The following is a 25,585-nucleotide window of genomic DNA, read 5'->3' as shown; positions in this document are numbered from 1 at the left end:
GCAGGATGGATCGCCAGCGGAATCAGGCTACCTTGAAACGCTCCACCTGCGATTGAAGCTCGCGTGCGAGGCTCTCGAGGCCTTCCGCGGTCGAAGCGGTAGAACGGACGGCCACGCTGTTCTCTTCCGCCATCTGCGCAATCCGCTCGACGCTTCGGGCGATTTCGTTGCTAGCGGTGCTCTGCTCCCTGAGCGCATCGCTGATATCCGTCACCGAACCGACCACGCTCTGCGCACCGTCGTTTATCTGATGCATCGCGGCCCCGGCCTTGCTGGTCAGTGCCACGCCCTCGTGCACCCGGGTGACCCCCTGTTGCATGGTCACAACGGCCTTGCCGGTGCCCTCCTGGATCGCCGTGACCATGGTCGTGATTTCCTGGGTCGCCGTGCTCGTGCGCTCGGCCAATTTCCGGACCTCATCGGCAACCACCGCAAACCCTCGCCCGCTCTCACCAGCCCTCGCTGCTTCAATCGCCGCATTCAGCGCCAGCAGATTGGTTTGATCCGCGATCTCGCGAATCGACTGCACCATGTTGCTGATGCGCGAGGATTCGGTACCAAGCTGTTCGATCACCCCGGCGGCCTCATTCACGGTTGCGGCAATCCGCTCCATCTCCTGCACCGAGAGCTTCACGACCTCCTGGCCCTCCTCCGACAACCGACCCGATTCCTGAGACTTGCGTTGGGCATCGCCTGCATGCCGACTGATTTCGTCGATTCCGACGGTCATCTGCTCGATTGCCGCTGCCATGCTGGAGGCCGCTTCGCTTTGCTGCTCAGAGCCGCGCGCCACCTGGGTCGATGATGCAGCAAGCCGCGAAGCCGCTTCGCCGACACTCATCGCGCTGCGCTGGACCTGCCCCACCAGTCCCGAAAGGCTGCGTGCCATCTCGTTGAACTGACCGGCCACGACGGCCAGCTCGTCACGCGCGGAGAACACCACCCGGGCGGTATAGTCGCCGCCGGCAAGTTGCGAAGCGCCGGCAGACAGCTCGTTTACCGATGTCTGGATCGACAGGTAGGTTGCAATGAAAAGGTAGCCGACGACCAACAGCGCGGCGATCGCCACACCGACGTTCAACCACAGTTCATGCCGAAGTTTCGCACCCCGTGCCTCCAGCAAGGCCACGGCAGCGGGACGGATATCCTGTTCGAGGTGACGGAGCACGACGTCGATCGCGGCGGTACCGATATCGAAGAACGCGCCCGGCGCCATGGCGAAGCGCTGCGACAGAATCTCGTCGGCAGTTGCATCGCGCACCTTGTTAATGGCACTGGTGATTTCGGATTTCGCAGTGTCCAGTGCGCCGGATGCCGCCGTGCGTTCACGCGCCGCACGGCCGAGCCGGTCTTCCAGCACTGCGCGGGCGAGATCGAGTTCGGCAAGCTGCGAGATCAGCGCAACCTCGTCGGCACGCACAAGGGCCCCCTTCGCAATGACACCGGTCCCCTTGCCGCGCAGTTTCCCGAGACGCTCCGTCACCTCCGGAATGACCCGGAGCATGGGCTCGATCAAGTTGTAGGACGCCGCCTCCGGGTCCAGCGAAAGCTTCGATTGATCGCCCAGATCACCAATGAAGGTGAGCATGCCGTTGATCATCCTGGTATGCGCACCAAAATTGTCACTCTGGACCATCGCCAGGCCCTCACGGCGCAGCCTCGCCCATTGGTCCTTCAGTGCGGACCACCCCTGGTCGAGCCCGAAATCGCTGCCCGGCCCGGCGAGCGCGGCGTCAAACGCCGCCACCGCGGCGTCCAGCTCGGCCGTCTTGGCCACGACTTTCGGGCGCAGCGCTTCACTGCCGCCCAGGAGTCCCGATGACAGGCCACGGTGTTGCTGCATCAACGTGAGGACCTGCATTGCCGGCGTCAGGACCTGGACCCCTCTCAGCTCGGAGTCCACGAACCCAACCTCCTCGCGCACCTGCACGAATATCTGCGCGATAAGCATTCCGCTCGCCAACAGCGCGACACCGCCGATGAGAAGGAACTTTGCGTTGTAGCGCAGCCTGTTCAGCAGCGCGATGGCGGGAAAAAAGAAGGCATTCACGATTGACTCCGGATTGCGCGCCGGGAAGCAACGCATCATTCAAGACGTGTACACCAGCGATGTAACGACAGGTTGAGCACCGCCTTGAGTGAATTTGCCCCGGAATCGCCGCCCACCCGCACCAGGCTGCGGCAAACAGCACAGCCGTCAAACGAGTCGGCCATCCTCCAGCCTCAACACCCGCCCGGCCCGCCGTGCGAGACTTTCGTCGTGGGTCACGATGACGAAACTCGTCTTCAGCCGCTGGTTGAGCGAAAGCATCAGGTCGAAAACCACCTCGGCGGTACGACGATCCAGGTTGCCGGTGGGTTCGTCCGCCAGCACGCAGGCCGGCTGGGTGACGAGAGCACGTGCGATCGCGGCCCGCTGACGTTCGCCGCCCGAGAGTTCGCCCGGAGCGTGATCGAGACGATGCCCCAGCCCGACCTCTTCGAGCATCGCCCTTGCCTGCGCATCCGCGGCTTCCGCCGACATGCGCCGGATATACAAGGGCATCGCCACGTTCTCGAGCGCACTGAACTCCGGCAGCAGGTGGTGAAACTGATAGACGAATCCCAGGCATCGATTCCGCAGACGCCCACGCTCCGCATCGCGCAGCTTGCCGAGATTGAGCCCCATCAGGCGGACCTCTCCGGCGCTCTGCACATCCAGTCCGCCGAGCAGGTGCAAGAGCGTGCTCTTGCCCGAGCCCGAGGCGCCGACGATGGCCACCCGCTCGCCGCGGGCGACCGATAGCGACACGCCGCGCAATACCTCTACCGCATCCTGCCCTTCCCGAAAACTCTTCGAGAGATTGACGCTCTCCAACACCGGCGATGCCGCGTCGAGAGCCAGATTTTCATTCATAGCGCAGCGCCTCCGCCGGATTAACCCTCGATGCCCGCCAACTCGGATACAGCGCCGCAAGCAGGGTCAGGACGAAGGAAACGCTCGTGATGGTGATGACGTCGGACGACAACACCTTCGAAGGCATTTCGCTGATGTAGTAGATCTCCTTGTTCCACAAGGTGGTTCCGAGCAGATGCTCCAGCGCTGGAATCACCACATCGAGGTTGTTTGCCAGCAGCGTGCCACCGAGCGTACCCGCGGCCAGTCCGACAAAGCCGATGATCGTTCCCTGAAGCACGAAGATCGCCATGATCGATCCGGGAGACGCTCCGAGCGTGCGCAGAATCGCAATATCCGCATACTTTTCCTGCACCGCCATGACCAGCGTCGAAACAATGTTGAAGGCCGCGACCGCGACGATCAGGAACAGGATGATCGCCATCATCTTCTTTTCGAGCGCGACCGCGCGGAAGAAATTGGCATGGCTGCGGGTCCAGTCGGTGACCCGCACTGCTCCCAGCGTGGCAGCAAGTTGGGCACCCACGCGTGGCGCGGAAAAGAGGTCGCCCAGCTTGAGGCGTACACCGGAGACCCGGTCACCCATGCGGTACAGAACCTGCGCATCATGCATGTGGATCAGCGCAAGTCCGGAATCGAACTCGAACATGCCTGCCTCGAACACCCCCACCACGGTGAACTGCTTGACCCGCGGCAGAACGGCTGCCGGCGTGACCAGCCCTTGTGGTGCGATCAGTGTCACCTTGTCACCGAGACGAACCCTGAGAGCCTGCGCAAGCTCGGCACCGAGGACGATACCGAAGCGCCCCGGCTGCAGGTCCTCGAGCTTGCCGGAACGCATGTAACCGGCGAAATTCGCGACAGTCTCCTCCTGGGCCGGCAAAACACCGCGCACGAGTACGCCTCGCACCGAGTCGTCTACCGACAGCATTCCCTGAGCCTCGACGAACGGTGCGGCGGCAAGCACATCCGGATTCTTCACCGCCGCATCCGCAACGGCCTGCCAACTCTCGAGCTCGCCGTCGTAACCCGATATCTGGACATGCGACGCAACGCCCAGGATACGGCTGCGCAACTCCTCCTGAAAACCGTTCATCACCGACAACACGGTGATCAGGGCCGCCACGCCGAGAGCGATGCCGCACATCGACACCAGGGAGATGAAGGAAATGAAACGGTTACGCCCCTGAGCCCGCTTTCGCGAGCGGGTGTAGCGCAGCCCGACGAGCCATTCGTATCGCATTATCCCGGGCCAGAATCGCCCGCCAGTCCGAAAGAAGGCGCTATTGTGCCGCAACTGCCCCGACCCTGCCGGTACCACCTGCGATCGGGCCGCGGCGTCGCCTCGTGCTAACATCGTCGCCTCCGCGAGAGATACCCATGCCGTACCGTCTGATCATCCCCGGCCTGCTCTGGCCTGCCTCGCGCACGCCGACGCCGGCCGGTGGTCTTGCACTCCCTGCCCTCGAGACCATTCTTGGTCATGCCAGGCCCGCTGCAAGGCCTGCTCAATCGCTCGACCGCTGCCTCGCCGATCTTTTCGGGCTCGCAACGGATGCCTTGCCACATGCCGCACTGCGCCGCGCGGGAGAGCCTGTGGCGCCGCTGCACGACATCGGCACCTGCCTGTGCGCCGACCCGGTCAACCTCCACTTCGCGCGCGAACATCTGCTGCTGGCCGATGCCAGCGGACTCGAGATACGTGAAGACGAAGCAGCCCGGATCATCGAGGGGTTGAACGAAACATTTTCAGACATCGGCCGGTTCGAGGCGCCCGCGGCAGATCGATGGTATCTGTGGTCGACGAAGCGACCCGAGGCGAACTTCGCGGCGCTTTCCGACGTCGCCGGCCGGCCGGTGGGGCCCTTCATGCCAGAAGGTATTCAGGCCCGCGACTGGCACAGGCTCAGCAACGAGATCCAGGTGTGGCTGCATGGCCACCCGGTCAATGCAGCCCGCGAAGCCAGCGGTTTTCGTCCGATCAACAGCCTGTGGTTCTGGGGTGCCGGCGATCCGCCGAGCGCGCTGCAACGACCCGCGCAGCTCATCCAGGCAAACGGCACCCTGGCACGCGGTCTGGTCCGACTCGCCGGCCTTGTCTGCACCGATTCGACACGCCTCGACATCAAGACCGGCAGCAGTGCGTTGGCGATCCTGGAACAACTCCAGCAAAGTGCCCAGTATCTGAATCTCGACGACTGGCGCAATGGACTCATCGCACTCGAGCGCGACTGGTTCGCGCCCGCGCTCGCCGCCCTCAAGACAGGCAGCCTCGACGAGTTGCGAATCACCGCACCATGCGAGCGTGCAACCCTCGACTTCACCCTGAAAGCGGGCAGCCTGTGGCGCTTCTGGAAGCATCCGCTCCCGCTCGACGCCTTTCATAAGAACATCGCATGACCAGAATTCTTGCCCGAACCATGCCTGCCGGCACCACTCAACGCCTCGTGGACGCGGGGATATCTCCCCTGCTGGCCCGTATTTACGCGGCACGTGGCATCAGCGCTCGCAGTGATCTCGACTATGGGCTCAAGGCCTTGATACCGCCACAGCAATTGCGCGGCGTTCGGGAGGCCGCGCAATTGCTGGCGGACGCAGTGGAAGCCGGTGCGCGCATGGTCATCGTCGCGGACTACGACTGCGACGGCGCCACGGCGTGCGCGGTGGGCGTGCGCGCCTTGAGGGCCTTCGGTGCAGACGTACATTACCTGGTGCCGAATCGCTTCGAATACGGCTACGGCCTGACACCGGCCATCGTCGAGTTGGCCACCGGGATCCAGCCCGAGGTCCTGATCACTGTTGACAACGGAATCGCCAGCGTCGAAGGCGTCGCAGCCGCCCGGGAGTGTGGCATTGCCACCGTGATTACCGATCACCACCTGCCTGGTGACGAACTCCCCGAAGCCGACGTGATCGTGAACCCCAATCAGCCGGGTTGCGATTTTCCGAGCAAGGCCCTCGCCGGCGTTGGCGTGATGTTCTACACCATGCTGGCCCTGCGCGCGGAAATGCGCAGTCGTGGGGCCTTTGAGAATGCCCCGGAGCCGAACCTCGGAGAATTGCTCGACCTGGTTGCGCTCGGCACGGTAGCCGACGTTGTTCAACTCGATCACAACAACCGGATTCTGGTTTCTCAGGGCTTGCAGCGGATGCGTGCGGGGCGGGTCCAACCGGGAATCCGCGCCCTCTTCGCCGCGGCAGGACGCGAAGCGGAGCGGGCCACGACCTTCGATCTCGGTTTCGCGCTTGGGCCCCGGCTCAATGCCGCTGGCCGACTCGCCGACATGTCGCTTGGAATCGAATGTCTGATCACGGACGACATGGGGCGTGCACTCAATATCGCGCAGGAGCTCGATCGATTGAACCGTGAGCGCCGGGCCATCGAAGCCGACATGCAGGAAGGCGCACTACTGCGCCTGGAGGCAGTCGACCCAGGGGAATCCGTATCGATTTCGCTCTTCGAACCTGACTGGCATCAGGGTGTGATCGGCATTCTTGCCGGCCGCATCCGGGAACGGTTCCACCGCCCCACGATTGCCTTTGCCCGCGGAAACGCCGGAGAGCTGAAGGGCTCCGGGCGATCCATTCCAGGTCTTCACCTTCGTGATGCGCTTGATCTGGTCAGCAAACAGCAACCGGACCTGATCCTCAAGTTCGGCGGGCACGCAATGGCTGCCGGACTGACCATCCATGAGGCCGATTTCGAGCGCTTCCGGCGCGCTTTCGAACTCGTTGTCGCCGCACTGGTCGACCCGGCCGCGCTTACCCGGACCATCGAGACAGACGGGGCGCTCGAAAGCGCCTACATGTCGCTCGAAGGCGCCCGCCTGCTGGAAAGGGAAGTCTGGGGTCAGGGTTTTCCGGGCCCGGTGTTCGATGACATCTTCGAAGTGGAGAGCCAGCGTCTGCTCAAGGACCGGCACCTCAAGTTACGCCTCAGGAAGGGACAGGACGTGTTCGACGCGATCCAGTTCAATTTCGCCGAGAGCGCGCCGGGCCGCATCCACGCCGCATACCGGCTCGCCGTCAATGAGTACAACGGCCAAAGCAAGGTGCAATTGATGCTCGATCATTTCGAAGCGGCCTGAGCCGCGGCAATCAACAGCTGCGATCGATCATTCGCCGGACGCTTGCGCACCCGTCTCAGGCGTAGCCGGAGCCTCGGGTCGAAGCCTCAAGGCTGGCGCTGCAACCGAGCCGGACACCTCGATCGGCAGGGAAAGCTGCCGCTCACCCGCCCGAACCGAGCCTTGGATTCTCCCGTTCACCGTGCCATCGGCAGGAAGACGAAGTGTCCCGACTGCGTCGAGCCCTCCGGCATCGAGCTGTCTGATATCCACCGTGATCAGCTCCGCCGACGTCCGCAGATGGCCACGTACCGTATCGAATCGCGTCATTCCCCCTTGTACCGTTCCGCCGCCACGCTCGCGCAGAACGCCGCCCAGGTCGGCGCTGCCGAGGTTTCCCCGAACGACCTTGAAGTCGCCGTCGATACGGGCATTGGCCGCCAGCCCGCTGGTCGTCTGCGCACTGCTGGTCAGCTTGAAACGGCCCGAGATGCTCCCCTCCGCTCGGGCGCCCGGCAAGACCGAAAGCAAAAGGCGTTCGAGTTGCACACCATCAAGCCACAGCATTCCTTCAAAGGACGGAGCGGGATTCCACAACAGCGTCCCGGTCGCAGAATAACGCCCACCTTGGGCTGCCGCCCGCATGTCGGTCAACCTGAGTTGATCGTCCAGAAGCTCACCATCCATCTGCATCTGTTCGAATTTGAGCTTGTCCAGTAAAGGCGAGGTCCACCCCGAGGCTGCCATCGACACCTTCAGTGGCATCGCGTCGAGGCCATCGACCCTGATTCGCACCAGATCCGACTCGTCACGCAGATTCAGCGTCCCGACATAACCTCCGGACACCGATGCCTCTCCCGCAAAAATCGGCGCCATGCCTTCGGCAAGCTCGACCCTCAAGCCTCCGAACGAGATCCTTCCGGTCGACAATGAATCGAGGTCAAGACGCGCCAGCAGGTTTCTGAGGGCCGACGGACGCCCCCTCAATCCGTCGATGTCCAGTCGCGTCGATAGTCTTCCACGCGACATCAACTCATACCAGTCCGGCGCCACCGCAACCGAGGCGATTCCGACCGATTCGTCATCGACGAAGCTGATGCCCTCAAGAAGCAGGACTGGTCCCCGCTTCCAGGCGACGCCAAGCGAATCGATCCTCAGCGTCTGGCCGCCGACTCCACGAGCATGCGACTCGATTTCACCGCGATACCATTCGGGAAGCTTGAAGGCCAATGCGAACAGCGCCACCGCAAGCGTCGCGAGCACCAGGTAACCGAAACCGCGCATCGTCCGGACGAAGTGGTAACGCGCACGGTCCGCCGCCAACACCGCCCGCGAAGGCTCTTTCGGCTCTTCGGGTCGCGGGGTGCCCGACTCGGTCGGAGGCGGCAAATCGTCGTCCGGGAAAACGGTATTGGTTCGCAGGCTAGGCTCGATTCGCAGATCACTGGCGGGCCCCTCGCCCGAGCCCGACCGTGCCTTGCCGGTAGGCAACTCCGTCGGAGGGCCGTTGCCCTCTTCCGTAGCCGCGGTCTGCACCAGGGAATCCGATCGCGCATCGATGGACGTTGCCGCGTCGGCGCCTGACGGCGACTCGTCGCGATCCGCCACGAGACCTTCCGCCAGCAATTCCTCCATCGCAGCCTCGACTTCCAGCGAATCGCCAAAGCGCCGCTTGAGTTCGCCGATCGTAAGCACGCCATCCAGCAACAACAACGCTGCCCGCGCACGCGAAGACGCAATTCGGCGAGGCCGCCGCGCCGCGCTGTCCCCGGCCTCGGTCCGGACGAGGACCAGGTCGTCTCGCAATTCGCTCATGCCGATCTACCAGAACCCATTGATGTCATTATTGTGGACCCCATTTTATCGGAAGTGGTTGACAGGACTAAGATCCATTTCTATAATTTTGGCTTCTTGATTCCCCGATAGCTCAGTCGGTAGAGCAACGGACTGTTAATCCGTGTGTCCCTGGTTCGAGCCCAGGTCGGGGAGCCAAAGCAACCAAGCCTCAACTGAGAAGTTGGGGCTTTTTTGCGCCCTGCCGCCGCGCGAATATCAGACAGCCGTCTAATACCCATCCCCGGACCGAATGATAGCGCTTCGCGGCACCGACCACCGACATTGTCCCGCTGAACCCGGCGACGGCCCACGCCTTGCAGCGCGCCATCTCGCGCTCGATAATGCCGGCAGTTGTCGGCGCTTGTGCCAGCGCAAGGAACCGCTGACGCATGCGATGTCCAATCCAGCATTCCCTCAGTGACGAACACTCCCACCATGTCGAGTGACCGAATCATTCCGATCCTGGATGCACGCCACACTCCCGACATCGCCTCGCTAGGCGAAGAGCGTGCTACCGGTGCGCTCCACGACCGCCGCGGCAGGGTCCTGCACGACCTGCGAATTTCGGTCACCGATCGGTGCAACTTCCGCTGCATCTATTGCATGCCGAAATCGGTCTTCAGCAAGGACTATCCGTTCCTTGGCAGAAACGAACTGCTGAGTTTCGAAGAAATCGAGCGCGTCGCGCGGATCTTCGTGAGCCATGGCGTCCGCAAGATTCGAATCACAGGCGGCGAACCGCTGCTCCGACGAGGCGTGGCGGAACTGATCGGGATGCTCGCCCGAATTCCGGAAATCGAACTCACCCTGACGACCAATGGCGTCTTGCTGCCCCGCCTGGCGCCGCGCCTCAAGGCTGCCGGTCTGCAGCGGATCACGGTCAGTCTGGACGCGCTCGACGACCCGACGTTCAAGGCCATGAACGATGTCGACTTTCCGGTCTCCGACGTACTTGCAGGCATCGATGCGGCAGCGGCAGCAGGTCTGGCGCCGATAAAGATCAACATGGTCGTCAAGCGGGGAATGAACGATCACGGCATCCTGCCGATGGCGCGGCATTTCCGCCGGAGTGGCCACATCCTGCGCTTCATCGAGTTCATGGACGTCGGCGCATCGAACGGCTGGAAGATGGATCAGGTAGTACCCTCCCGGGAGATCATCGACCTGATCGGTGCCGAGTTTCCGCTCGAACCGATCAGCCCGAACTACGACGGCGAAGTGGCAGAGCGCTGGCGTTACATCGATGGTGGCGGCGAAATCGGCGTGATTTCCTCGGTAACGCAGGCATTTTGCTCAACCTGCAGCCGCATCCGGCTTTCCACCGAGGGGCGTCTTTACACCTGTCTGTTCGCTCAGGAAGGCCACGACTTGCGCAGCCTCCTGCGCAGTGGCGCGAGCAATGCTCAGCTCACTGCCTTCATCGGTGGGTTGTGGCGTGGTCGGGACGACCGCTATTCGGAAATCCGCACCGCCGAAACCGCGGCACTCAAGAAAATCGAGATGTCCTATATCGGCGGCTGAAAGAACTCAGCGCTGGGTGCCTTCGATCAAGGCGCCTTCCGCATCAATTCCATCGAGCTGGGCGGATTCGATCTTCTGGAAATGCGCCGAGATCTTGCGACTCGATACCTGCACGTCCTGAACATCCCTGCTGGCCTGCTCGATATGCGTTGCAAGCCGCTGCATGCGTTCGTCAAAACGGGCGAAATCCTTGGACAGCTTGCCCAATGCATCCTTGATCACATGGATCTGCTTGCGCGTCTCCACGTCCTTGAGCACGGCGCGGGCGGTATTCAACACCGCCATGAGGGTAGTCGGCGAGACGATCCACACGCGTCGTTGCTGCGCATAGCCGACCACCTCCGGGTGATAGGCATGGATTTCAGCAAATACGGCCTCCGCCGGCAGGAACATCACGGCGCCGTCGGAGGTCACGCCGGGCAGAACGTATTTTGAGGCAATCGCGTCCACGTGTTTCCTCACGTCGGCGCGAAAAGCATTGCGTGCCGAACGGCGTTCGATCTCCGCAAGCTCCGTGTCGAACATGCGGTGGTAGTTCTCTAGCGGGAATTTCGAATCCACCGCCACCCGGCCGGTCGGTTCAGGCAGGCTCAGCAGGCAGTCGACCCTCGATCCGTTCGGCAGCGCCGCCTGGAATGCGTATGCGTCAGGCGGAAGCGCATTGGTGATCAAGGCCTCGAGCTGGACCTCGCCAAATGCGCCCCGAGCTTTCTTGTCGCCAAGCAGTTCCTGCAGGCTGACGACATTGGTGGTCAGTCCATCAATCTTCTTCTGCGCCTCGTCAATCGTTGCCAACCGCGCCATCACGCTGACAAAGGTTTCGTTCGTCTTCTTGAAACCCTCTTCGAGCCGCTCATCGACCCTCCCGGAAATCGATTCGAGGCGCTCGTTGATGGTCCGGGTAAGCTGTTCGATACTGGCCGCCAGCTGGACCGAGGATTTCCTGATCCCCCCTTCCAGCAACTCGCGATCGGCACGCGCGTGTTCGGAGAGCGTCGTGAGTGTCTTTTCGAGCAACTCACCGCGCAGTTGCTCCTGACGGCTGGCAATGGCGGCACCAAGTTCAGACAATTTCAGGGACGCGTCCTCACGCTGGCCCGCGAGCGCGCCCTGCAGCGAGAGCTGCAAGGTCTGCATTGCATCGCGGGTGGCGTTCAGGTCGCCCGCAATGCGCACCTGCAAGCGCTCCGCATTCGTGTTCGCCTGGCTGCCAAAACGATCCCCTTGCCGCTCGAGACCGAGGTGCAGGTTGCCCAGCATCTGCCGATGCAGATCCTCCAGCATCGGGCTGAGCCGACCCGCAACGAGATCCGGAAGATCCCTCTGCCCGCGTCGCAGACGCATGGTCGTCAGCAACAGCCAGAGAAAGCCGCCGAGCAACAAGGCGACGGCACCAATCACATAGGGCCACCAAGGCCGCAATTGATGCAACAGATTCTCGAACTCAGGCGCTGACATGGCCGCGAGTATAGCGCGGCGAGCCCGTCCGACAGTTCAGGAAAGGGCTCGCAGGCTGGCCAACGGCGGGCGCTTCAGCAATGCCCGCGTACCCAGCCATCCAGCCAGAATCACGCCGGTGCAACCTATCAGCGCACCAAGCACCATTGCCGACGTTCCGGGTACATAGTCGGTCAGTTTGAAGGCCTGGTTACCCAGCACCCAGCCGATTGCGGTAGCCCCGCCTCCAGCCAATACCCCGGCGATCGCACCCAGCGCCGCAAACTCGGCCAGCAAGGCATGCCGCAACTGGCGATTGCGGGCGCCAAGCGTACGCAGCATGGCCAGTTCGTATTCGCGTTCATCATGGGTCGACTGCAACGCAGCCCATAGCACCACCAGCCCGGCCAGGACCGCGAAACCGAAGACGAACTGCACCACCGCGATCAGACGGTCCATCATCGACTGGATCTGGGCAAGCACCGCGGTCACATCGATCACCGAAAGGTTCGGAAAAGCAGCCACCAGACGCGTGGTGAAATCATGCTCGGATGACGGCAGATGGAAACTCGCGATCAGGCTGGCCGGTCGCCCGTCGAGCAGACCCGGAGAAGCGATGAAGAAAAAATTCACCCGCATCGAATCCCAGTCGAGTTCGCGCACACTGCTGATGGGTGCCTCGATTCGTTCGCCGGCAACATCGAACGCGACCCGATCGCCCACCTTGAGGCCGAATTCGTTGGCCAGCCCCCTTTCAACCGACCATTGGGCAGCATCGGTCGAGCCGTGCCAGTGCCCATCGACGACCCGGTTGCCTTCGGGCAACCCCGCAGCTGACGAAAGATTGAACTCCCGCTCCGCAAGGCGGCGGGCGCGATCGTCCTTATAGTCGTCGGGTTTCACTACCGCGCCGTTGATCGCTACCATCCGACCGCGGATCATCGGCATGAGCACCGGTCGTTCAAGCCCCGATCTGACGAAGAAATCGGCCACTTCGTCTTTTTGATAGGGCTGCACATTAATGATGAAGCGGTTCGGCGCATCCGGCGGAGCCGTGCGACGCCATGTATCGAGCAGATCGGCCCGGATCACGGTGAGCAGGAGCAAGGCGCTCAGCCCGATGCCCAGCGCCACCACCTGCACCACGCTTCCCCCCATGCGCCGTCGCAAGCCCGCGATCCCGTAGCGCCAACCTCCACCGATTGCCGTAACCGGCAGCGCCCCGAAGGCACGCAACACAAACCACGCGGCGATCGCAAAAATACCCAGCGCAGCGGCAAACCCGCCAGCCACCAACACCCCGAGCCTGAAGTCGGCGGCGATCCACAACAACATGCCGAGCAGCACCGCCGCGCCCATTGCCCACGCGGTGCCGGCGGCTGGCTCGACCACGCCCCATTCCCTTCGCAGCACGCGCAATGTCGGCACAGAGCCCAGTCGCATCAATTGCGGTGCCGCGAACCCGATCAACAAGACGAGCCCCACCGACAAGCCGTGGACAAAGGGCAGCATCGACGGATTCGGCAGCCGCGCGCCGAGTACCCCGGCCAGCACACTGCCAAGCCCCCACTGCACGCCCCAGCCGAGCACCCCGCCAATCAGGGAGACAACGACGCCGAAGATCAGGAACTCGATCAGGATGAGCAGCATGACGCGCCGTGCCGGTGCGCCCAGACAGCGCATCACGGCACAGCCGTCAACATGTCGCTGCATGAAGCGCCGGGCCGAAAGGCCGACCGCGACAGCCGCAAGAATCACCGCCAGCAGGGCAGCGAGCCGCAGGAATCGTTGCGCCTGATCAAGCGCGCGCCTGATCTCTGGGCGCGCATTATCGACCGATTCGAGCGATTCGCCGCGCCCCAGCCGCGGCCCGACCCACTCACGGAAGGCCGCCACCGCCGCCTCCCTGCCGGCTACCTGCAAGTGGTAGCTGACGCGACTTCCTTCCTGGATCAGCCCGGTCGCCGGAAGATCACCGGCGTTGATCATGATCCTGGGTAACAAGCTGAAAAAGTTTGCCCCCCGGTCCGACTCGAAGCTCACCATGGCACTGGCCTTGAGTTCGACATTGCCAAGTCCGACCTTTTCACCAGGCTTCAGCGCCAGCGCCGCGAAAAGCCGCTCGTCGAGCCAGGCCTCTCCTCGCGGCGGCACACCCGGCGCTGGCGCATCGGCGCGGTTGGGCCCGGGCGCGATACGCAGACTGCCCCGCAAGGGGTAGCCCGGCTCAACCGCCTTGATGCCCGCCAGCTGTGCAGCTTCCGCGGTACTCGCCATGCTGGTGAACTGCGTCGTCGTCACCACTTCAAGCCCCCGCGACCGAGCGCCTTCGATCACGCTGCCCGCCCACGGGTGATCGGCCTTGAGCAAGAGATCACCGCCGAGCAGCTGATTCGCCTCACGATGAAGCGCCTGGCTCACCCTGTCGGTCAAAAAACCGACACTCGTGAGGCTGGCCACGGCAATGATCAGGGCAAGCGCGAGCAAATGAAGTTCTCCCGCGCGCAAGTCGCGCAGGAGCATTCGAAAGGAGAGGCGGAGCAATGACATGGAGTTCGGACAAGCGAGGCGCTGGCGGGTTCTCAATATCGGGCAGACCATCGAGGGTGAATCATTTCCCGCCCCCCGGAAGCATGGCCTGAACCAGCAGGACGAGCAGCCTGCGGATGAACGTCGGGCGAAGCGCGATAACGGGCAGCCGGTCGATTGCGCGGTGTACGCAGGTACGCAACCCGGCAAGAACCGGATCCTCCGAACTTCCTGCCATGCTAGGCACTGACGGCGAGAAGGCGCGCAACGAGCCGGACCCAGTAAGCCACGCCGACTGCCGCGATGTCATCATTGAAATCGTAATTGGGATTGTGCAGCACGCAGCCGCCCTCACCCGGACCATTGCCTATCCACACATAGGCCCCCGGTCGCTCCTGCAGGAAATAGGAAAAATCTTCCGCGCCCATGCTGGGCTTCATGTCGGTCCGCACCATCGATTCGCCAACCACGCCAGCCGCCACCTCGGCGCACAGCGCCGCCTCCTTGCTGCTGTTGATGGTCGGCGGATAGCCGCGACGGTAGGCGAACTTGACGTTGGCGCCGAACGCCGCACCAACCCCTGCGCATATCCGCTGCATGCTCTCTTCGACGCGCTCACGCACCTCGGGCCTGAAAGCACGGACCGTCCCGGACAGCGTCGCTCGATCCGGAATCACGTTGTAGGCCTCACCCGCATGAAACTGGGTCACCGACACCACCACCGCGTCCACCGGGTCGATGGTTCGGCTGGAGATGGTCTGCAGGGCCTGCACCAGAGCCGAGCCCGCGGCGACCGGGTCGATGCCGAGATGAGGCATCGCGGCATGGGCACCGTGGCCGAGAATCTCGATGTCGAAACGATCGGCACAAGCCATCACCGGACCATCGTGGACCGCGAACGAGCCCGCCGGCAAACCGGGCCAGTTGTGCATGCCGTATACCGACCCCATCGGAAAACGCTCCAGCAGACCGTCCTCGATCATCTCGCGACCGCCGCCATCGCCCTCTTCCGCAGGCTGGAAGATGAAATAAACGGTTCCGTCGAAATCGCGATTCGCCGCGAGATGGGTGGCTGCGCCGAGCAGCATGGTGGTATGACCATCATGACCACAAGCATGCATTCGCCCCGGGATGCGCGAATGATGCGGAAAGGTATTGCGCTCCTGCATCGGCAAGGCATCCATATCGGCGCGCAAGCCGATCGCCCGGGAAGTGTTGCCAGCGCGCAACACGCCGACGACACCGGTCCTGCCAACGCCGCGATGCACCTCCACGCCCAGTGCCTCGAGCCGCGAGGCGACGAGTTCGGCGGTACGATGCTCGGCAAAAGCCAGTTCCGGGTGAGCGTGAATATCCCTGCGAATACTGGCCAGATGAGCCGATTGCTCGCGACGTATCTGTTCGACGATGCTCATGCGTGAATCCTCGCTCGGCGCTGCACGGCCTGAAGTGGTTCGATGTCCAAGTGTATCGCGGCTGCCAGCCTCACGACGCACCAGTGCGGCGCACTCAATGCATCGAAGCGGTGCAGACTGCACCGCAGCATGCACGTTCCGCTTTTACTGGCGGGTCCGCGCCTCATCGGATACGCTTGTATCCGTTGGCCTGCTCCTTGCTATCGTCTCAGTCAGTTGCCCTACCGGAGTTCACTAGATGTCCATTCATGTGGCCCTGCACCACCTTACCCAGTACCACTATGACCGACCGGTCAGCCTCGGACCCCACATCGTCCGGCTGCGCCCCGCACCGCACAGCCGCACCCGGATACTCAGTTACTCGCTTCGAATACTGCCGGAACCGCATTTCATCAATTGGCAGCAAGACCCTCAGTCGAACTATCAGGCCCGGCTGGTATTCCCCGAAAAGACCACCGAATTCAAGGTCGAGGTCGATCTGGTCGCCGAAATGGCGGTCTTCAACCCGTTCGACTTCTTTCTCGAGAGCTACGCAGAGGAATTTCCGTTCGCCTACGAGTCGTGGCAGAGCGAAGAGCTGGCCCCGTTCCGGAAATGCCTGCCGGCAACACCCGAGTTCTCGAAGTACCTCGCCGGCATCTCGCTCGAGAAACGGCGCACGATCGACTTCCTGGTTGACCTGAACAGCAGTCTGCAACAGCACATCGGCTACACGATCCGCATGGAACCGGGTGTCCAGACGCCCGAGGAGACGCTCGTCAGCAGGTCCGGATCGTGTCGCGATTCGGCGTGGTTGCTGGTCCAGCTCTTGCGCCACGTCGGCCTCGCAGCCCGTTTCGTATCCGGTTACCTGATCCAGCTCAAACCTGACGTCAAATCGCTCGACGGCCCGTCGGGAACCGAAGTGGACTTCACTGACCTGCACGCATGGACAGAGGTCTTCCTTCCCGGCGCCGGCTGGGTTGGCCTCGACCCGACGTCGGGTCTGCTGGCGGGAGAGGGTCATATTCCGCTCGCCTGCACGCCCGAGCCGGGCTCCGCGGCACCGGTCACCGGTGGGCTCGAAAAGTGCGAGGTCACGTTCGATCACGAGATGTCCGTCACCCGGATCTGGGAGGCGCCAAGGGTCACCAAGCCCTACACCGAGGAACAATGGACCGCGATCGAATCTCTCGGTCACGCGGTGGATGACGCGCTCGAACGCATGGATGTGCGTCTGACCCAGGGCGGAGAGCCGACCTTCGTATCGGTAGATGATCCCGACGGAGCGGAATGGAATACCGACGCCCTGGGACCCACCAAGCGCCTTCTTTCCGCGGATCTCTACCACCGGATGCGTGACAAGTACGCGCCCAAGGGGCTTGTCCATTTCGGCCAGGGAAAATGGTATCCAGGGGAGCAGCTGCCGCGCTGGTCACTCAACTGTTACTGGCGCAAGGACGGCGAGCCGATCTGGGAGAACGGTGCGCTCATTGCCGATGAGCGCAGTGGCGGCATTGCCGATGACCGCATTGCCGGCGAATTCCTTCAGGCCCTGGCGATACGGCTCGAGCTGGACAGCAAGTACGTGTTTCCCGCCTATGAGGATGTGTTCTACTACATGTGGCGCGAAAGCCGACTCCCGGTGAACGTCGACCCGTTTGACTCGCGTCTCGACGATGAAATGGAACGCGCGCGCCTCAAGAGGGTATTCACCGCAGGCCTCGACAAGGTTTCGGGCCACGTGCTACCGATCACCCGCAATCCGGCGACGCGAAAATGGCAGACCGGCCCCTGGTTTCTGCGCGAGAGCCGCTGTTACCTGGTGCCCGGTGATTCGCCGATCGGCTATCGTCTGCCGCTCGACTCGCAACCGTGGACCGGCGCGACGGACTATCCCTGGATTCACCAACCGGACCAGTTCAACACTTTCCCGCCCCTGCCGCGCTATTCCGAAATTCGCCCCCAATCGATTTCCGGCGGCCCGCGCAACCTGATGGGGGAGCCGGTAGCGGGCGAAATTGCAGCTTCAGCGCGGGCAAAGGCCGCAGCTGCAGCCGCGGCCGCAGCTTCCGACCGCAGCGCATCGACCAGTACCCGTCCGACCTTCGGCCAGTCCGCAGCCTGGATCACCCGCACGGCGATGTGCACCGAAGCGCGCAACGGCATTCTGTACATCTTCATGCCACCGGTCGCCGCGCTTGAGGACTATCTCGAACTGGTCGCCGCGATCGAAGCCACTGCCGATCTGTTGAATCAACCGGTCATGCTCGAAGGCTACGAGCCGCCCGGCGACCCGCGCCTGGCACACTTCCGGATCACCCCCGATCCCGGTGTGGTCGAAGTCAATATCCACCCCGCAGCAAGCTGGGATCAACTGGTCGATCAGACCACCCACCTCTACGAAGCGGCCCGGCAGTCGCGCCTGACGACCGAAAAGTTCATGCTCGACGGTCGCCACACCGGCACTGGCGGTGGAAACCATTTCGTCATGGGCGGCGCCACGCCTTCGGATTCGCCCTTCCTGCGCAGGCCCGACCTGCTCAGAAGCCTGATCAGCTACTGGCACAACCACCCCAGCCTGTCCTTCCTGTTCTCCGGCATCTTCATCGGGCCGACCTCGCAGGCCCCGCGCATTGACGAGGCCCGCAACGACTCGGTGTACGAGATCGAGACCGCGTTCAAGGAACTCGACCGGGTCCTCGCCGAGAACGGCGACAAGTGCCCGCCGTGGGTGATCGACCGCGCGTTGCGCAACCTGCTCATCGACGCGACAGGCAATACCCACCGTGCCGAGTTCTGTATCGACAAGCTCTATTCGCCAGACGGCCCCACAGGTCGCCTCGGGCTGCTGGAGATGCGTGCCTTCGAGATGCCGCCCCATGCCCGCATGAGCCTGACCCAGCAATTGCTGCTCAGGGCCCTGATCGCGCGTTTCTGGGAAAAACCGTTCAAGCCGGCCAAACTGGTCCGCTGGGGCACCGAGCTGCACGATCGCTTCATGCTGCCCCACTTCGTCGCCCAGGACTTCAACGACGTCATGGACGAAATGCAGGCCGCGGGTTATCCGATGAAGGCCGAATGGTTTGCCCCGCACCTAGAATTCCGCTTCCCGAAATACGGAGACTTCGCGGTCAAGGGCATGGAGATCGAAGTACGCGCGGCCCTCGAGCCCTGGCACGTGATGGGCGAGGAAGGCGCCATCGGCGGGACGGTGCGCTACGTCGACTCGTCACTCGAGCGCCTGCAGGTCAAGGTGACCGGCATGGCACCCGATCGCTATCGGCTGACCTGCAACGGCCAGACCGTGCCCCTGACACCAACGGGCACCGCGGGCGAATTCGTCGCGGGCGTCCGCTACAAGGCGTGGGGTCCCCCTTCGGCTTTGCACCCGACCATCGGGGTGGACAATCCACTCACGTTCGATCTCGTCGATACGTGGATGGATCGCAGCCTGGGCGGCTGCCAATACCATGTCACCCATCCGGGCGGCCTGAGCTACGACACTTTCCCGGTCAATGCATTTACTGCGGAGAGTCGCCGCTTGGGCCGTTTCTTCCGGCACGGACACACGCCGGGTCAGATCAAGGCAGGAGAAGTTCGACACAATCCCGAGTTCGCTTTCACGCTAGACTTGCGCACCCGGTAATAACCAACCAGGCGTCGGCCCCAATCGAGCCGGCGCCTTAGAACTGATGCCAAGCCTCCTTCAGGACTACCCGCGCCTGCCCCACAGGTTCGACGAGATGCGCCTCGACGACGACGGCGTTCGTCCCCAGTGGGCACCCTTCGTCGACCGTCTGGAGCTTCTGCCCTCGGACACGCTGCAGCGGCGTGCCCGATATGTGCGTGAGTCCATCGAGGCCGACGGTGTCACCTACAACGTTTACGAAGACCCGAAAGGCGTGAAGCGGCCCTGGGAGCTCGACCTCCTGCCGCTGATCGTCGATCCGGTGCAATGGGAAACGCTCTCGGACGCGCTGGCTCAGCGTGCCCATCTCCTCAACCTGATCCTCGCCGACCTCTACGGCCCCCAGACACTCATCGCCGATGGACTGATTCCACCTGCCCTCATTTTCGGTCAGCTTGGTTACAAGTGGCCTTGCCGAGGGATTCGTCCCCCCGGGGGCATCTACCTGCACCACTACGCTGCCGACCTGGCACGTGCGCCGGACGGTGAATGGTGGGTTCTGGGCGACCGGACGCAGGGCCCCTCCGGAACCGGATATACGCTGCAGAACCGCATCATCCTGTCGCGGACCTTTCCGGACGCCTTTCGCGACCTCAAGGTCCAGACCCTGGCGAGTTTCTTCCGCGCCAGCCAAGAAGGCATGTCGCGCCTCGCACCGACCGACGGCGAGGCGCCACTTGCGGTCCTGCTGACCCCGGGACCTTTCAACGAAACCTATTTCGAGCACGCCTTCCTCGCCCGATATCTCGGCTTTCCGCTGGTGGAAGGCCAGGATCTGACGGTACGTGACGATACGGTGTACCTGAAGACGTTGCGTGGCCTTCGTCGGGTGCATGCGATCTACCGACGCCTCGACGATGATTTCTGCGATCCGCTGGAGCTGCGCTCCGACTCCGCACTTGGCGTTCCCGGCCTGCTACAGGCAGTACGTGCCGGCCGCGTGCTCATGGCCAATGCGCTTGGCAGCGGTGTACTCGAAACCGGCGCTTTGCTGGGTTTCCTGCCTGCCATCGCGGAAAGGCTGCTTGGCGAACCGCTCAAGCTCCCCGCGGTCGCAAGCTGGTGGTGCGGGGAAGAACCCGCGCTCGAATACGTGCTCTCGCATCTCGACGAACTTGTCATCAAGCCGACCTTCCCGAGCATGCGGATGGAAACCGTATTCGGCTATCAGCTCAAGGGCGATTCGCGCACCCGCATGATCGAACGCATCCGTGCCCAGCCACACGCCTACGTTGCCCAGGAATGGGTTCGCCTGTCGCAGGCGCCGGTATGGAGCCGGCGACACGAGCGCCGGATCGTCCCTCGCTCGGTCGGACTACGTATGTTTGCCGCGGCAACGCCGGACGGCTACACCGTCATGCCTGGCGCGCTTACACGGGTATCGCCGCGCGAAGGTGACGAAGTCGTGTCGATGCAGCGCGGCGGCCTCTCGAAGGATACCTGGGTGCGCACTACCGGCCCCGTGCCGGACACGACCATGCTCAAGACACGGCTCGGCGTGATCGATCTGGTCTGCTCGGGCACCGAAATACCCTCCCGCGTCGGCGAAAACCTCTTCTGGATGGGCCGCTACGCGGAACGTTGCGAAGGCAGCGCGCGGGTACTGCGTGCGGCACTCACGCGGGTCTCGGACACCGACCCGGAAGCCCTGGCAACCTTGCCCGGCGTCGAACGCGCAGCCCGCAACATGGGCCTCATCGAGCCGCCGGAGGAAGACGAACCCGAAAAGGATACCGAGACCCTGCTGCTCGCGGCGGTATCCGATCCGCGTCATTCCGGTTCGCTGGCGTCCTGCCTCTACAGGCTTTCGGGCGCTGCCAGCCAGGTCCGCGAGAGGCTGTCATCGGACAACTGGCGTGCGCTCAACCGACTCTCGCAGTTACTAACCGGACCGGTCGACGACGTCGAACAGGCGCTACTCGCAGTCGACCAGGTGATGCAGTCGTGTATCGCCCTGGCCGGTTTTGCCATGGACGACATGACGCGGGACGAAGGCTGGGGCTTTCTCATCGTCGGCCGCAGGCTGGAGCGGCTTGCCATACAGGCCACCTTGCTGGCCGGCGTGCTGCGCGCCAGCCGGAACATGCGGCGTCGCTCGCTCGAATGGCTGCTCGAAACCGGCAATTCGATCGTTACCTACCGCGCCCGCTATCGCCGCGCACCCGAGTTGCTGCCGGTACTGCATCTCCTCGCCTTCGATGTCACCAATCCGCATTCGGTCGCATTCCAGCTCGACAACCTGCGCCGTTACCTGCAGCGGAATTCGCGCGAACTCGGACAATCGAGACCGCTGCAGCTCGATGCGCTATCCGAGACCCTGCGCGGTTTTGACCTCACCCGCTTTGAAGCGGACAGCTGCGATGAAGCATGCGAAGAACTCGCGGATCTGTTGTTCCAGTGCGAAGCCGCCTCCTACCAGGTCTCCGACGAACTCCAGCGCCAATACTTCGCCCACACAGGCCTGACCGCGCGGATGGGAGGATGGCAATGAGCTTCGTCCGTTATCACATTCGCCACGATACGCGTTACGAATATGATCAGCCGGTCGGGGAATCGCGGCAGATGCTCAGGCTGACACCACGCGAGTTACCTTGGCAGCACTGTCTGTCCCATCGTCTGGCGGTCGACCCGCAGCCGACCCGCAGCAACGACTTCGTCGACGATTTCGGCAACAAGGTCAGGACCCTGCATCTGCAGCGGGATCACGACGCGCTGGTGATCAGGGCCGAGTCATGGGTCGAGGTCACACCGCGTGAATGGCCGGAACTCAACAAAGGGCTGAACTGGGAGCGTGTTCGAAGCACGCTGGCCTATCAGGCCGGGAAGCGTTTTCCGCCCGAACTGCTCGAGGCCAATCGCTTCCTGTTCGAATCGAGACATGTTCGGGTAAAACGCGAGTTTGCCGAATACGCACACGATTGTTTTCCGGAAGGCGAGGCAATGCTCGTCGGCGTCGAACGCCTGATGAACCGGATTTTCGACGAATTCACGTTCGATCCCGAGGCCACCACCGTGTCAACACCGGTGACCGAAGTGTTCGAGAAGCGCCGTGGGGTGTGTCAGGATTTTGCGCACTTCATGCTGTCGTGCCTGCGCTCAATCGGGCTGGCCGGCAGATACATGAGCGGCTACCTGCTGACCCGTCCCCCGGCCGGCAAGCCCAGGCTCATCGGCGCGGACGCAACCCACGCCTGGGTGGCGGTGTACTGCCCCGAATCAGGCTGGATCGATTTCGACCCGACTAACAACGTCAAGCCCGACATGGAGCACATCACGCTCGGTTGGGGGCGCGACTTTGCCGATGTTTCCCCGCTCCGCGGCGTGCTGCTGGGCGGCGGCAGCCACGATCCCGAAATCAAGGTGACGGTCGTACCGGAAGGTGAGTTTGATGAAGTCTATGCCGAGGTCGAAGACGCACCGGCATGGCTTCCCGGGCTTTCCCCCGAACCCGAAGACGATTGATCGACGCAGGCGCGCGGCCAGCGGAAGATTTGCGCCGACACGCACTCGCGGGTGCGAGGCCCCGCTGACGGACAGGCGGTATGCAACCCTACGCCGCACAGATGCCTGACCCGCTCGCCGTAACACAGCCCATGAAACCGGATCGGAGAGTCATGTGAAAGCGCTCGGCAAGATATTCGCAACCGGCTTGCTGACGGTCCTGCCGCTCCTGGCAACCGTTTACCTGTTGGTCTGGATTTTCGTTACGGCCGAGTCGTTCTTCGGTAACGTACTGGCATGGGTGCTGCCACGTGAAAGCCGCATGCCTGGCATGGGCATCGCGTTCGCCGCGCTCATCGTGTTCGGCGTGGGGATCCTGATGCGGGCCTGGGTGATTCGTGCCCTCTTCCACAAGGTCGAAGAAGCCTTGCTGCGCATACCGCTCATCAACTCGATCTATTCGGCTTTGCGCGACCTTTTCAGTCTGCTGACAAGCAAGGACAAGGACGACGACCTGCAGCTTGTTTCACTCACCCTGCCCGGCACGTCCCTGCGGCTCATGGGCTTCGTGACCCGCAGCGATTTCTCGGCGCTGCCCGAGGGATTTGCGGGAGACGACGAAGTGGCGGTCTATCTTCCGATGAGCTACCAGGTCGGCGGCTACACGGTGTTCGTCCCGCGCGCCGACCTCGTGCCGGTCGACATGCCCAGGGAGGCGGCGATGCGCTTCATCCTGACCGCCGGTGTAAACGGCGGCGCCCGGAAGACGGCGGCCCGGGAATAGCTCCTAACTGCCGCACTCATTGCCCTCGTGGCAGTTCGCGAACCCGCCAGAAGGTCGCGAAACGCGGCGTGCCCCTCCTGGTAAATCCGCGATAGCGATAGGTCACGAGACTCCCCACCGGCGGTGGATCGCGGCGCAACGCGTCAGTGAGCCCACTGCCTATGCGGAATCGACGACCATCCGGCATTTCCACCAGCAACGCGCCGGTAAGGCCACGATAACGCCCCCTGCCCGGCAGATGCGCAAGCACGCGCGCCTCCGCATCGTCCACCATCTTGAGCTTGTAGAGCGCATCGGCACGGCCGGTAAGATAAAGCGAATCGGCGCGATGGAGCATCAGACCCTCGCCACCCGCGGCGACAACTTCGCGCAGGCGACGGAGGAGATCACGCGCATCGATGACCCTGAACTGCTTCACCAACGCAAGCCAGCCGACATCGGCGCGCGTCACGATCGTCTCCAAACGCGCGAGGCGTGCGGCGAAGTCGCCCTCGCCACCGGGGAGCTCGAATACCATGTAACGCACCGCCCGCCATTCCTCGTCACGTGCCGCCTGCCTGCGGACGGTCGCAGAAAGCGCCTCGAAGCGCCCCCTGCCGATCCATAGCTCGCCGTCGAGCGGAACGGACGGAAGACCGACGACGAACCAGTCTGGCGCGGCGATGAGTTCTCCGGCACGAGTACGTAGCGTCGTTCCGTCCCAAAGCGCACGCACACCATCCAGCTTTTCGCTCACCCAGTAGCCACGCGGATCGCTGCGGACGTCCCAGTCCCGTGCCAGGAGAAGTGCCGGCGGATCGGCCGCACAGCCCCCGGCGAGTCCGAACAGGGCAAGCAGGAAAACCAGGAACCGCAATATCCGTTGCATGCCGTCCTCAACGCAAAAAAATGCATTTTGCATTAATCGGGCAATTCGGGTCGTCTCGCGCGGGATGCCCGATGGGCCCGTATCGACGCGATGCACGCGCCGCACGGCAGGACTAGAATCAAGCCTTGACTCAGTCGCCGCCGCAGCAAGGCGCACCATGAAGCTCTTCTACGCCGACCATTTCGTCCTGCCATTGCCGACCGGACACCGCTTTCCGATGGAGAAATACGCGATGCTGCGCGCATCGTTACGCGATTCGAAACGGTTCGCCGAAGCCGATTTCGTCGTACCGGCGGCGGCCAGCGACGCGGAAATACTGCGCAGCCATGATCCCGACTATCTGCAGCGGATCATCGACGGCTCACTCCGTCCGGACGAAACGAGACGAATCGGCTTTCCCTGGTCACCGGAAATGGTGGAGCGCTCGCGACGCTCCGCCGGTGCAACGCTCGCCGCTTGTCGCAGCGCGCTCGAGGACGGTTGTGGCGTAAACATGGCTGGCGGCACCCACCATGCGCACCGGGATTTCGGCGCGGGTTTCTGCGTATTCAATGACGCGGCGATTGCCGCGTGCGCAATGAAAGCCGAGGGACGGGTCGAACGGGTGGCCATCGTGGATTGCGACGTCCACCAGGGTGACGGCACCGCGTCGATTCTCGAGGATGATGCAAGCATCTTCACCTTCAGCATTCACGGGGCAAAGAATTTCCCTTTCAGGAAGGGTCGCTCCGACCTCGATATCGAACTCGAGGACGGCACCACGGACGCCGCATATCTCGAGCGCCTCGAATCCGGCCTCGAGGCGGTGTTTGCCCGGTGCGCCCCGGAGCTGGTGATCTACCTTGCCGGTGCCGATCCGTATGTCGACGATCGCCTTGGCCGCCTGAGCCTGAGCTGCGCAGGGCTCGCCGCCCGCGATCAGATGGTGCTCGAGGCTTGTCGGTTCCGCAGCGTTCCGGTGGCAATCGCAATGGCGGGCGGCTATGCGCGCAACATCGCGGATACGGTCGCAATCCATCAGGCCACGATTCTCCTCTCCAGGGAACTGCTGACTTAGAATTCAGCCGGGGGGCGCGACCCATTGCATTCCCACCGCTACAGAAACAACGGCGACGGGCCGT

17 protein-coding genes and 1 tRNA gene are annotated in these 25,585 nt (G+C 63.1%); 9 read left to right on the top strand and 9 right to left on the bottom strand.

The window, feature by feature from the left end:
* Positions 1 to 22: 22 nt before the first annotated feature.
* The 3 genes from GQB03_RS16830 to GQB03_RS16820 form a co-directional block, all read right to left on the bottom strand.
* Positions 23 to 2,050 (bottom strand): methyl-accepting chemotaxis protein, encoded by a 2,028-nt coding sequence (locus GQB03_RS16830; protein WP_159691885.1) that lies wholly within the window; start codon positions 2,048 to 2,050, stop codon positions 23 to 25.
* Positions 2,051 to 2,197: 147 nt separating this feature from the next.
* Positions 2,198 to 2,896 (bottom strand): lipoprotein-releasing ABC transporter ATP-binding protein LolD, encoded by a 699-nt coding sequence (gene lolD, locus GQB03_RS16825; protein ID WP_159691883.1) that lies wholly within the window; start codon positions 2,894 to 2,896, stop codon positions 2,198 to 2,200.
* Positions 2,889 to 4,139: a lipoprotein-releasing ABC transporter permease subunit gene (locus GQB03_RS16820; RefSeq protein WP_159691881.1), complete on the bottom strand. Its 1,251-nt coding sequence runs from the start codon at positions 4,137 to 4,139 to the stop codon at positions 2,889 to 2,891. Before GQB03_RS16820 ends, lolD begins: the two co-directional genes overlap by 8 nt.
* Positions 4,140 to 4,276: 137 nt before the next feature.
* Here GQB03_RS16820 and GQB03_RS16815 point away from each other — a divergent pair, with 137 nt between their 5' ends.
* Together GQB03_RS16815 and recJ are read left to right on the top strand one after the other, a co-directional pair.
* On the top strand, positions 4,277 to 5,296 hold the full coding sequence (locus tag GQB03_RS16815; protein ID WP_159691879.1) for a hypothetical protein: 1,020 nt from the start codon (positions 4,277 to 4,279) through the stop codon (positions 5,294 to 5,296).
* Positions 5,293 to 6,984: a single-stranded-DNA-specific exonuclease RecJ gene (recJ, locus tag GQB03_RS16810; protein WP_159691877.1), complete on the top strand. Its 1,692-nt coding sequence runs from the start codon at positions 5,293 to 5,295 to the stop codon at positions 6,982 to 6,984. The genes GQB03_RS16815 and recJ overlap by 4 nt, the downstream gene beginning before the upstream one ends.
* 27 nt (positions 6,985 to 7,011) lie before the next feature.
* Here the strand turns inward: recJ and GQB03_RS16805 are convergent, their stop codons facing one another.
* The gene (locus GQB03_RS16805) at positions 7,012 to 8,778 is read right to left on the bottom strand and encodes an AsmA family protein (RefSeq protein WP_159691875.1); all 1,767 of its coding nucleotides are present in this window, start codon (positions 8,776 to 8,778) and stop codon (positions 7,012 to 7,014) included.
* A 101-nt stretch (positions 8,779 to 8,879) separates the two neighbouring features.
* Here GQB03_RS16805 and GQB03_RS16800 point away from each other — a divergent pair.
* Positions 8,880 to 8,955 (top strand) — tRNA-Asn (locus tag GQB03_RS16800).
* A gap of 13 nt (positions 8,956 to 8,968) precedes the next feature.
* On the opposite strand, the gene GQB03_RS16795 is transcribed toward GQB03_RS16800, so the two are convergent.
* On the bottom strand, positions 8,969 to 9,190 hold the full coding sequence (locus GQB03_RS16795; RefSeq protein WP_159691873.1) for a hypothetical protein: 222 nt from the start codon (positions 9,188 to 9,190) through the stop codon (positions 8,969 to 8,971).
* Between the two features lie 44 nt (positions 9,191 to 9,234).
* Between GQB03_RS16795 and moaA the strand changes: the two genes are divergently transcribed.
* Complete coding sequence (gene moaA, locus GQB03_RS16790; protein ID WP_159691871.1) at positions 9,235 to 10,320, top strand: GTP 3',8-cyclase MoaA; 1,086 nt, start codon at positions 9,235 to 9,237, stop codon at positions 10,318 to 10,320.
* A gap of 6 nt (positions 10,321 to 10,326) precedes the next feature.
* On the opposite strand, the gene GQB03_RS16785 is transcribed toward moaA, so the two are convergent.
* The 3 genes from GQB03_RS16785 to GQB03_RS16775 form a co-directional block, all read right to left on the bottom strand.
* Complete coding sequence (locus GQB03_RS16785; protein WP_235027106.1) at positions 10,327 to 11,751, bottom strand: DNA recombination protein RmuC; 1,425 nt, start codon at positions 11,749 to 11,751, stop codon at positions 10,327 to 10,329.
* Between the two features lie 63 nt (positions 11,752 to 11,814).
* Entirely contained in the window at positions 11,815 to 14,307 is a 2,493-nt protein-coding gene (locus tag GQB03_RS16780; RefSeq protein WP_159691869.1) for an ABC transporter permease, read from the bottom strand.
* A 218-nt stretch (positions 14,308 to 14,525) separates the two neighbouring features.
* Entirely contained in the window at positions 14,526 to 15,701 is a 1,176-nt protein-coding gene (locus GQB03_RS16775) for a M20 aminoacylase family protein (protein WP_159691867.1), read from the bottom strand.
* 238 nt (positions 15,702 to 15,939) lie between these two features.
* On the opposite strand from GQB03_RS16775, the gene GQB03_RS16770 reads away from it, so the two are divergent.
* The 4 genes from GQB03_RS16770 to GQB03_RS16755 all read left to right on the top strand — a co-directional run bounded on the left by GQB03_RS16770 (position 15,940) and on the right by GQB03_RS16755 (position 23,596).
* Positions 15,940 to 19,329: a transglutaminase family protein gene (locus tag GQB03_RS16770; protein WP_159691865.1), complete on the top strand. Its 3,390-nt coding sequence runs from the start codon at positions 15,940 to 15,942 to the stop codon at positions 19,327 to 19,329.
* 46 nt (positions 19,330 to 19,375) lie between these two features.
* A complete protein-coding gene (locus GQB03_RS16765) occupies positions 19,376 to 21,862 on the top strand; it encodes a circularly permuted type 2 ATP-grasp protein (RefSeq protein WP_159691863.1) in 2,487 nt (828 codons plus the stop codon).
* A complete protein-coding gene (locus tag GQB03_RS16760; RefSeq protein WP_200832264.1) occupies positions 21,859 to 22,833 on the top strand; it encodes a transglutaminase family protein in 975 nt (324 codons plus the stop codon). The genes GQB03_RS16765 and GQB03_RS16760 overlap by 4 nt, the downstream gene beginning before the upstream one ends.
* Positions 22,834 to 22,987: 154 nt before the next feature.
* The gene (locus GQB03_RS16755) at positions 22,988 to 23,596 is read left to right on the top strand and encodes a DUF502 domain-containing protein (protein WP_159691859.1); all 609 of its coding nucleotides are present in this window, start codon (positions 22,988 to 22,990) and stop codon (positions 23,594 to 23,596) included.
* 16 nt (positions 23,597 to 23,612) lie between these two features.
* On the opposite strand, the gene GQB03_RS16750 is transcribed toward GQB03_RS16755, so the two are convergent.
* Positions 23,613 to 24,464, bottom strand: a complete 852-nt coding sequence (locus GQB03_RS16750; RefSeq protein WP_159691857.1) for a DNA ligase — start codon at positions 24,462 to 24,464, stop codon at positions 23,613 to 23,615.
* A gap of 157 nt (positions 24,465 to 24,621) precedes the next feature.
* On the opposite strand from GQB03_RS16750, the gene GQB03_RS16745 reads away from it, so the two are divergent.
* Positions 24,622 to 25,521, top strand: a complete 900-nt coding sequence (locus tag GQB03_RS16745; RefSeq protein ID WP_159691855.1) for a histone deacetylase family protein — start codon at positions 24,622 to 24,624, stop codon at positions 25,519 to 25,521.
* The last annotated feature ends 64 nt before the right edge of the window (positions 25,522 to 25,585 follow it).

It is taken from the genome of Cognatazoarcus halotolerans (assembly GCF_009800965.1).
GTDB lineage: Bacteria > Pseudomonadota > Gammaproteobacteria > Burkholderiales > Rhodocyclaceae > Cognatazoarcus > Cognatazoarcus halotolerans.
The sequence above is the reverse complement of the archived record's forward strand: the minus strand, read 5'-3'. Positions and strand labels throughout refer to the sequence as shown.

Excerpts from the sequence above, each read along its gene's own strand:
- GQB03_RS16780 (WP_159691869.1), bottom strand. The coding sequence starts at position 14,307 with ATGTCATTGCTCCGCCTCTCCTTTCGAATGCTCCTGCGCGACTTGCGC.
- recJ (WP_159691877.1), top strand. The coding sequence starts at position 5,293 with ATGACCAGAATTCTTGCCCGAACCATGCCTGCCGGCACCACTCAACGC.
- lolD (WP_159691883.1), bottom strand. The coding sequence starts at position 2,896 with ATGAATGAAAATCTGGCTCTCGACGCGGCATCGCCGGTGTTGGAGAGC.
- GQB03_RS16770 (WP_159691865.1), top strand. The coding sequence starts at position 15,940 with ATGTCCATTCATGTGGCCCTGCACCACCTTACCCAGTACCACTATGAC.
- GQB03_RS16765 (WP_159691863.1), top strand. The coding sequence starts at position 19,376 with ATGCCAAGCCTCCTTCAGGACTACCCGCGCCTGCCCCACAGGTTCGAC.
- GQB03_RS16805 (WP_159691875.1), bottom strand. The coding sequence starts at position 8,778 with ATGAGCGAATTGCGAGACGACCTGGTCCTCGTCCGGACCGAGGCCGGG.
- GQB03_RS16745 (WP_159691855.1), top strand. The coding sequence starts at position 24,622 with ATGAAGCTCTTCTACGCCGACCATTTCGTCCTGCCATTGCCGACCGGA.
- GQB03_RS16750 (WP_159691857.1), bottom strand. The coding sequence starts at position 24,464 with ATGCAACGGATATTGCGGTTCCTGGTTTTCCTGCTTGCCCTGTTCGGA.
- GQB03_RS16820 (WP_159691881.1), bottom strand. The coding sequence starts at position 4,139 with ATGCGATACGAATGGCTCGTCGGGCTGCGCTACACCCGCTCGCGAAAG.
- GQB03_RS16795 (WP_159691873.1), bottom strand. The coding sequence starts at position 9,190 with ATGCGTCAGCGGTTCCTTGCGCTGGCACAAGCGCCGACAACTGCCGGC.
- moaA (WP_159691871.1), top strand. The coding sequence starts at position 9,235 with ATGTCGAGTGACCGAATCATTCCGATCCTGGATGCACGCCACACTCCC.
- GQB03_RS16815 (WP_159691879.1), top strand. The coding sequence starts at position 4,277 with ATGCCGTACCGTCTGATCATCCCCGGCCTGCTCTGGCCTGCCTCGCGC.
- GQB03_RS16760 (WP_200832264.1), top strand. The coding sequence starts at position 21,859 with ATGAGCTTCGTCCGTTATCACATTCGCCACGATACGCGTTACGAATAT.
- GQB03_RS16775 (WP_159691867.1), bottom strand. The coding sequence starts at position 15,701 with ATGAGCATCGTCGAACAGATACGTCGCGAGCAATCGGCTCATCTGGCC.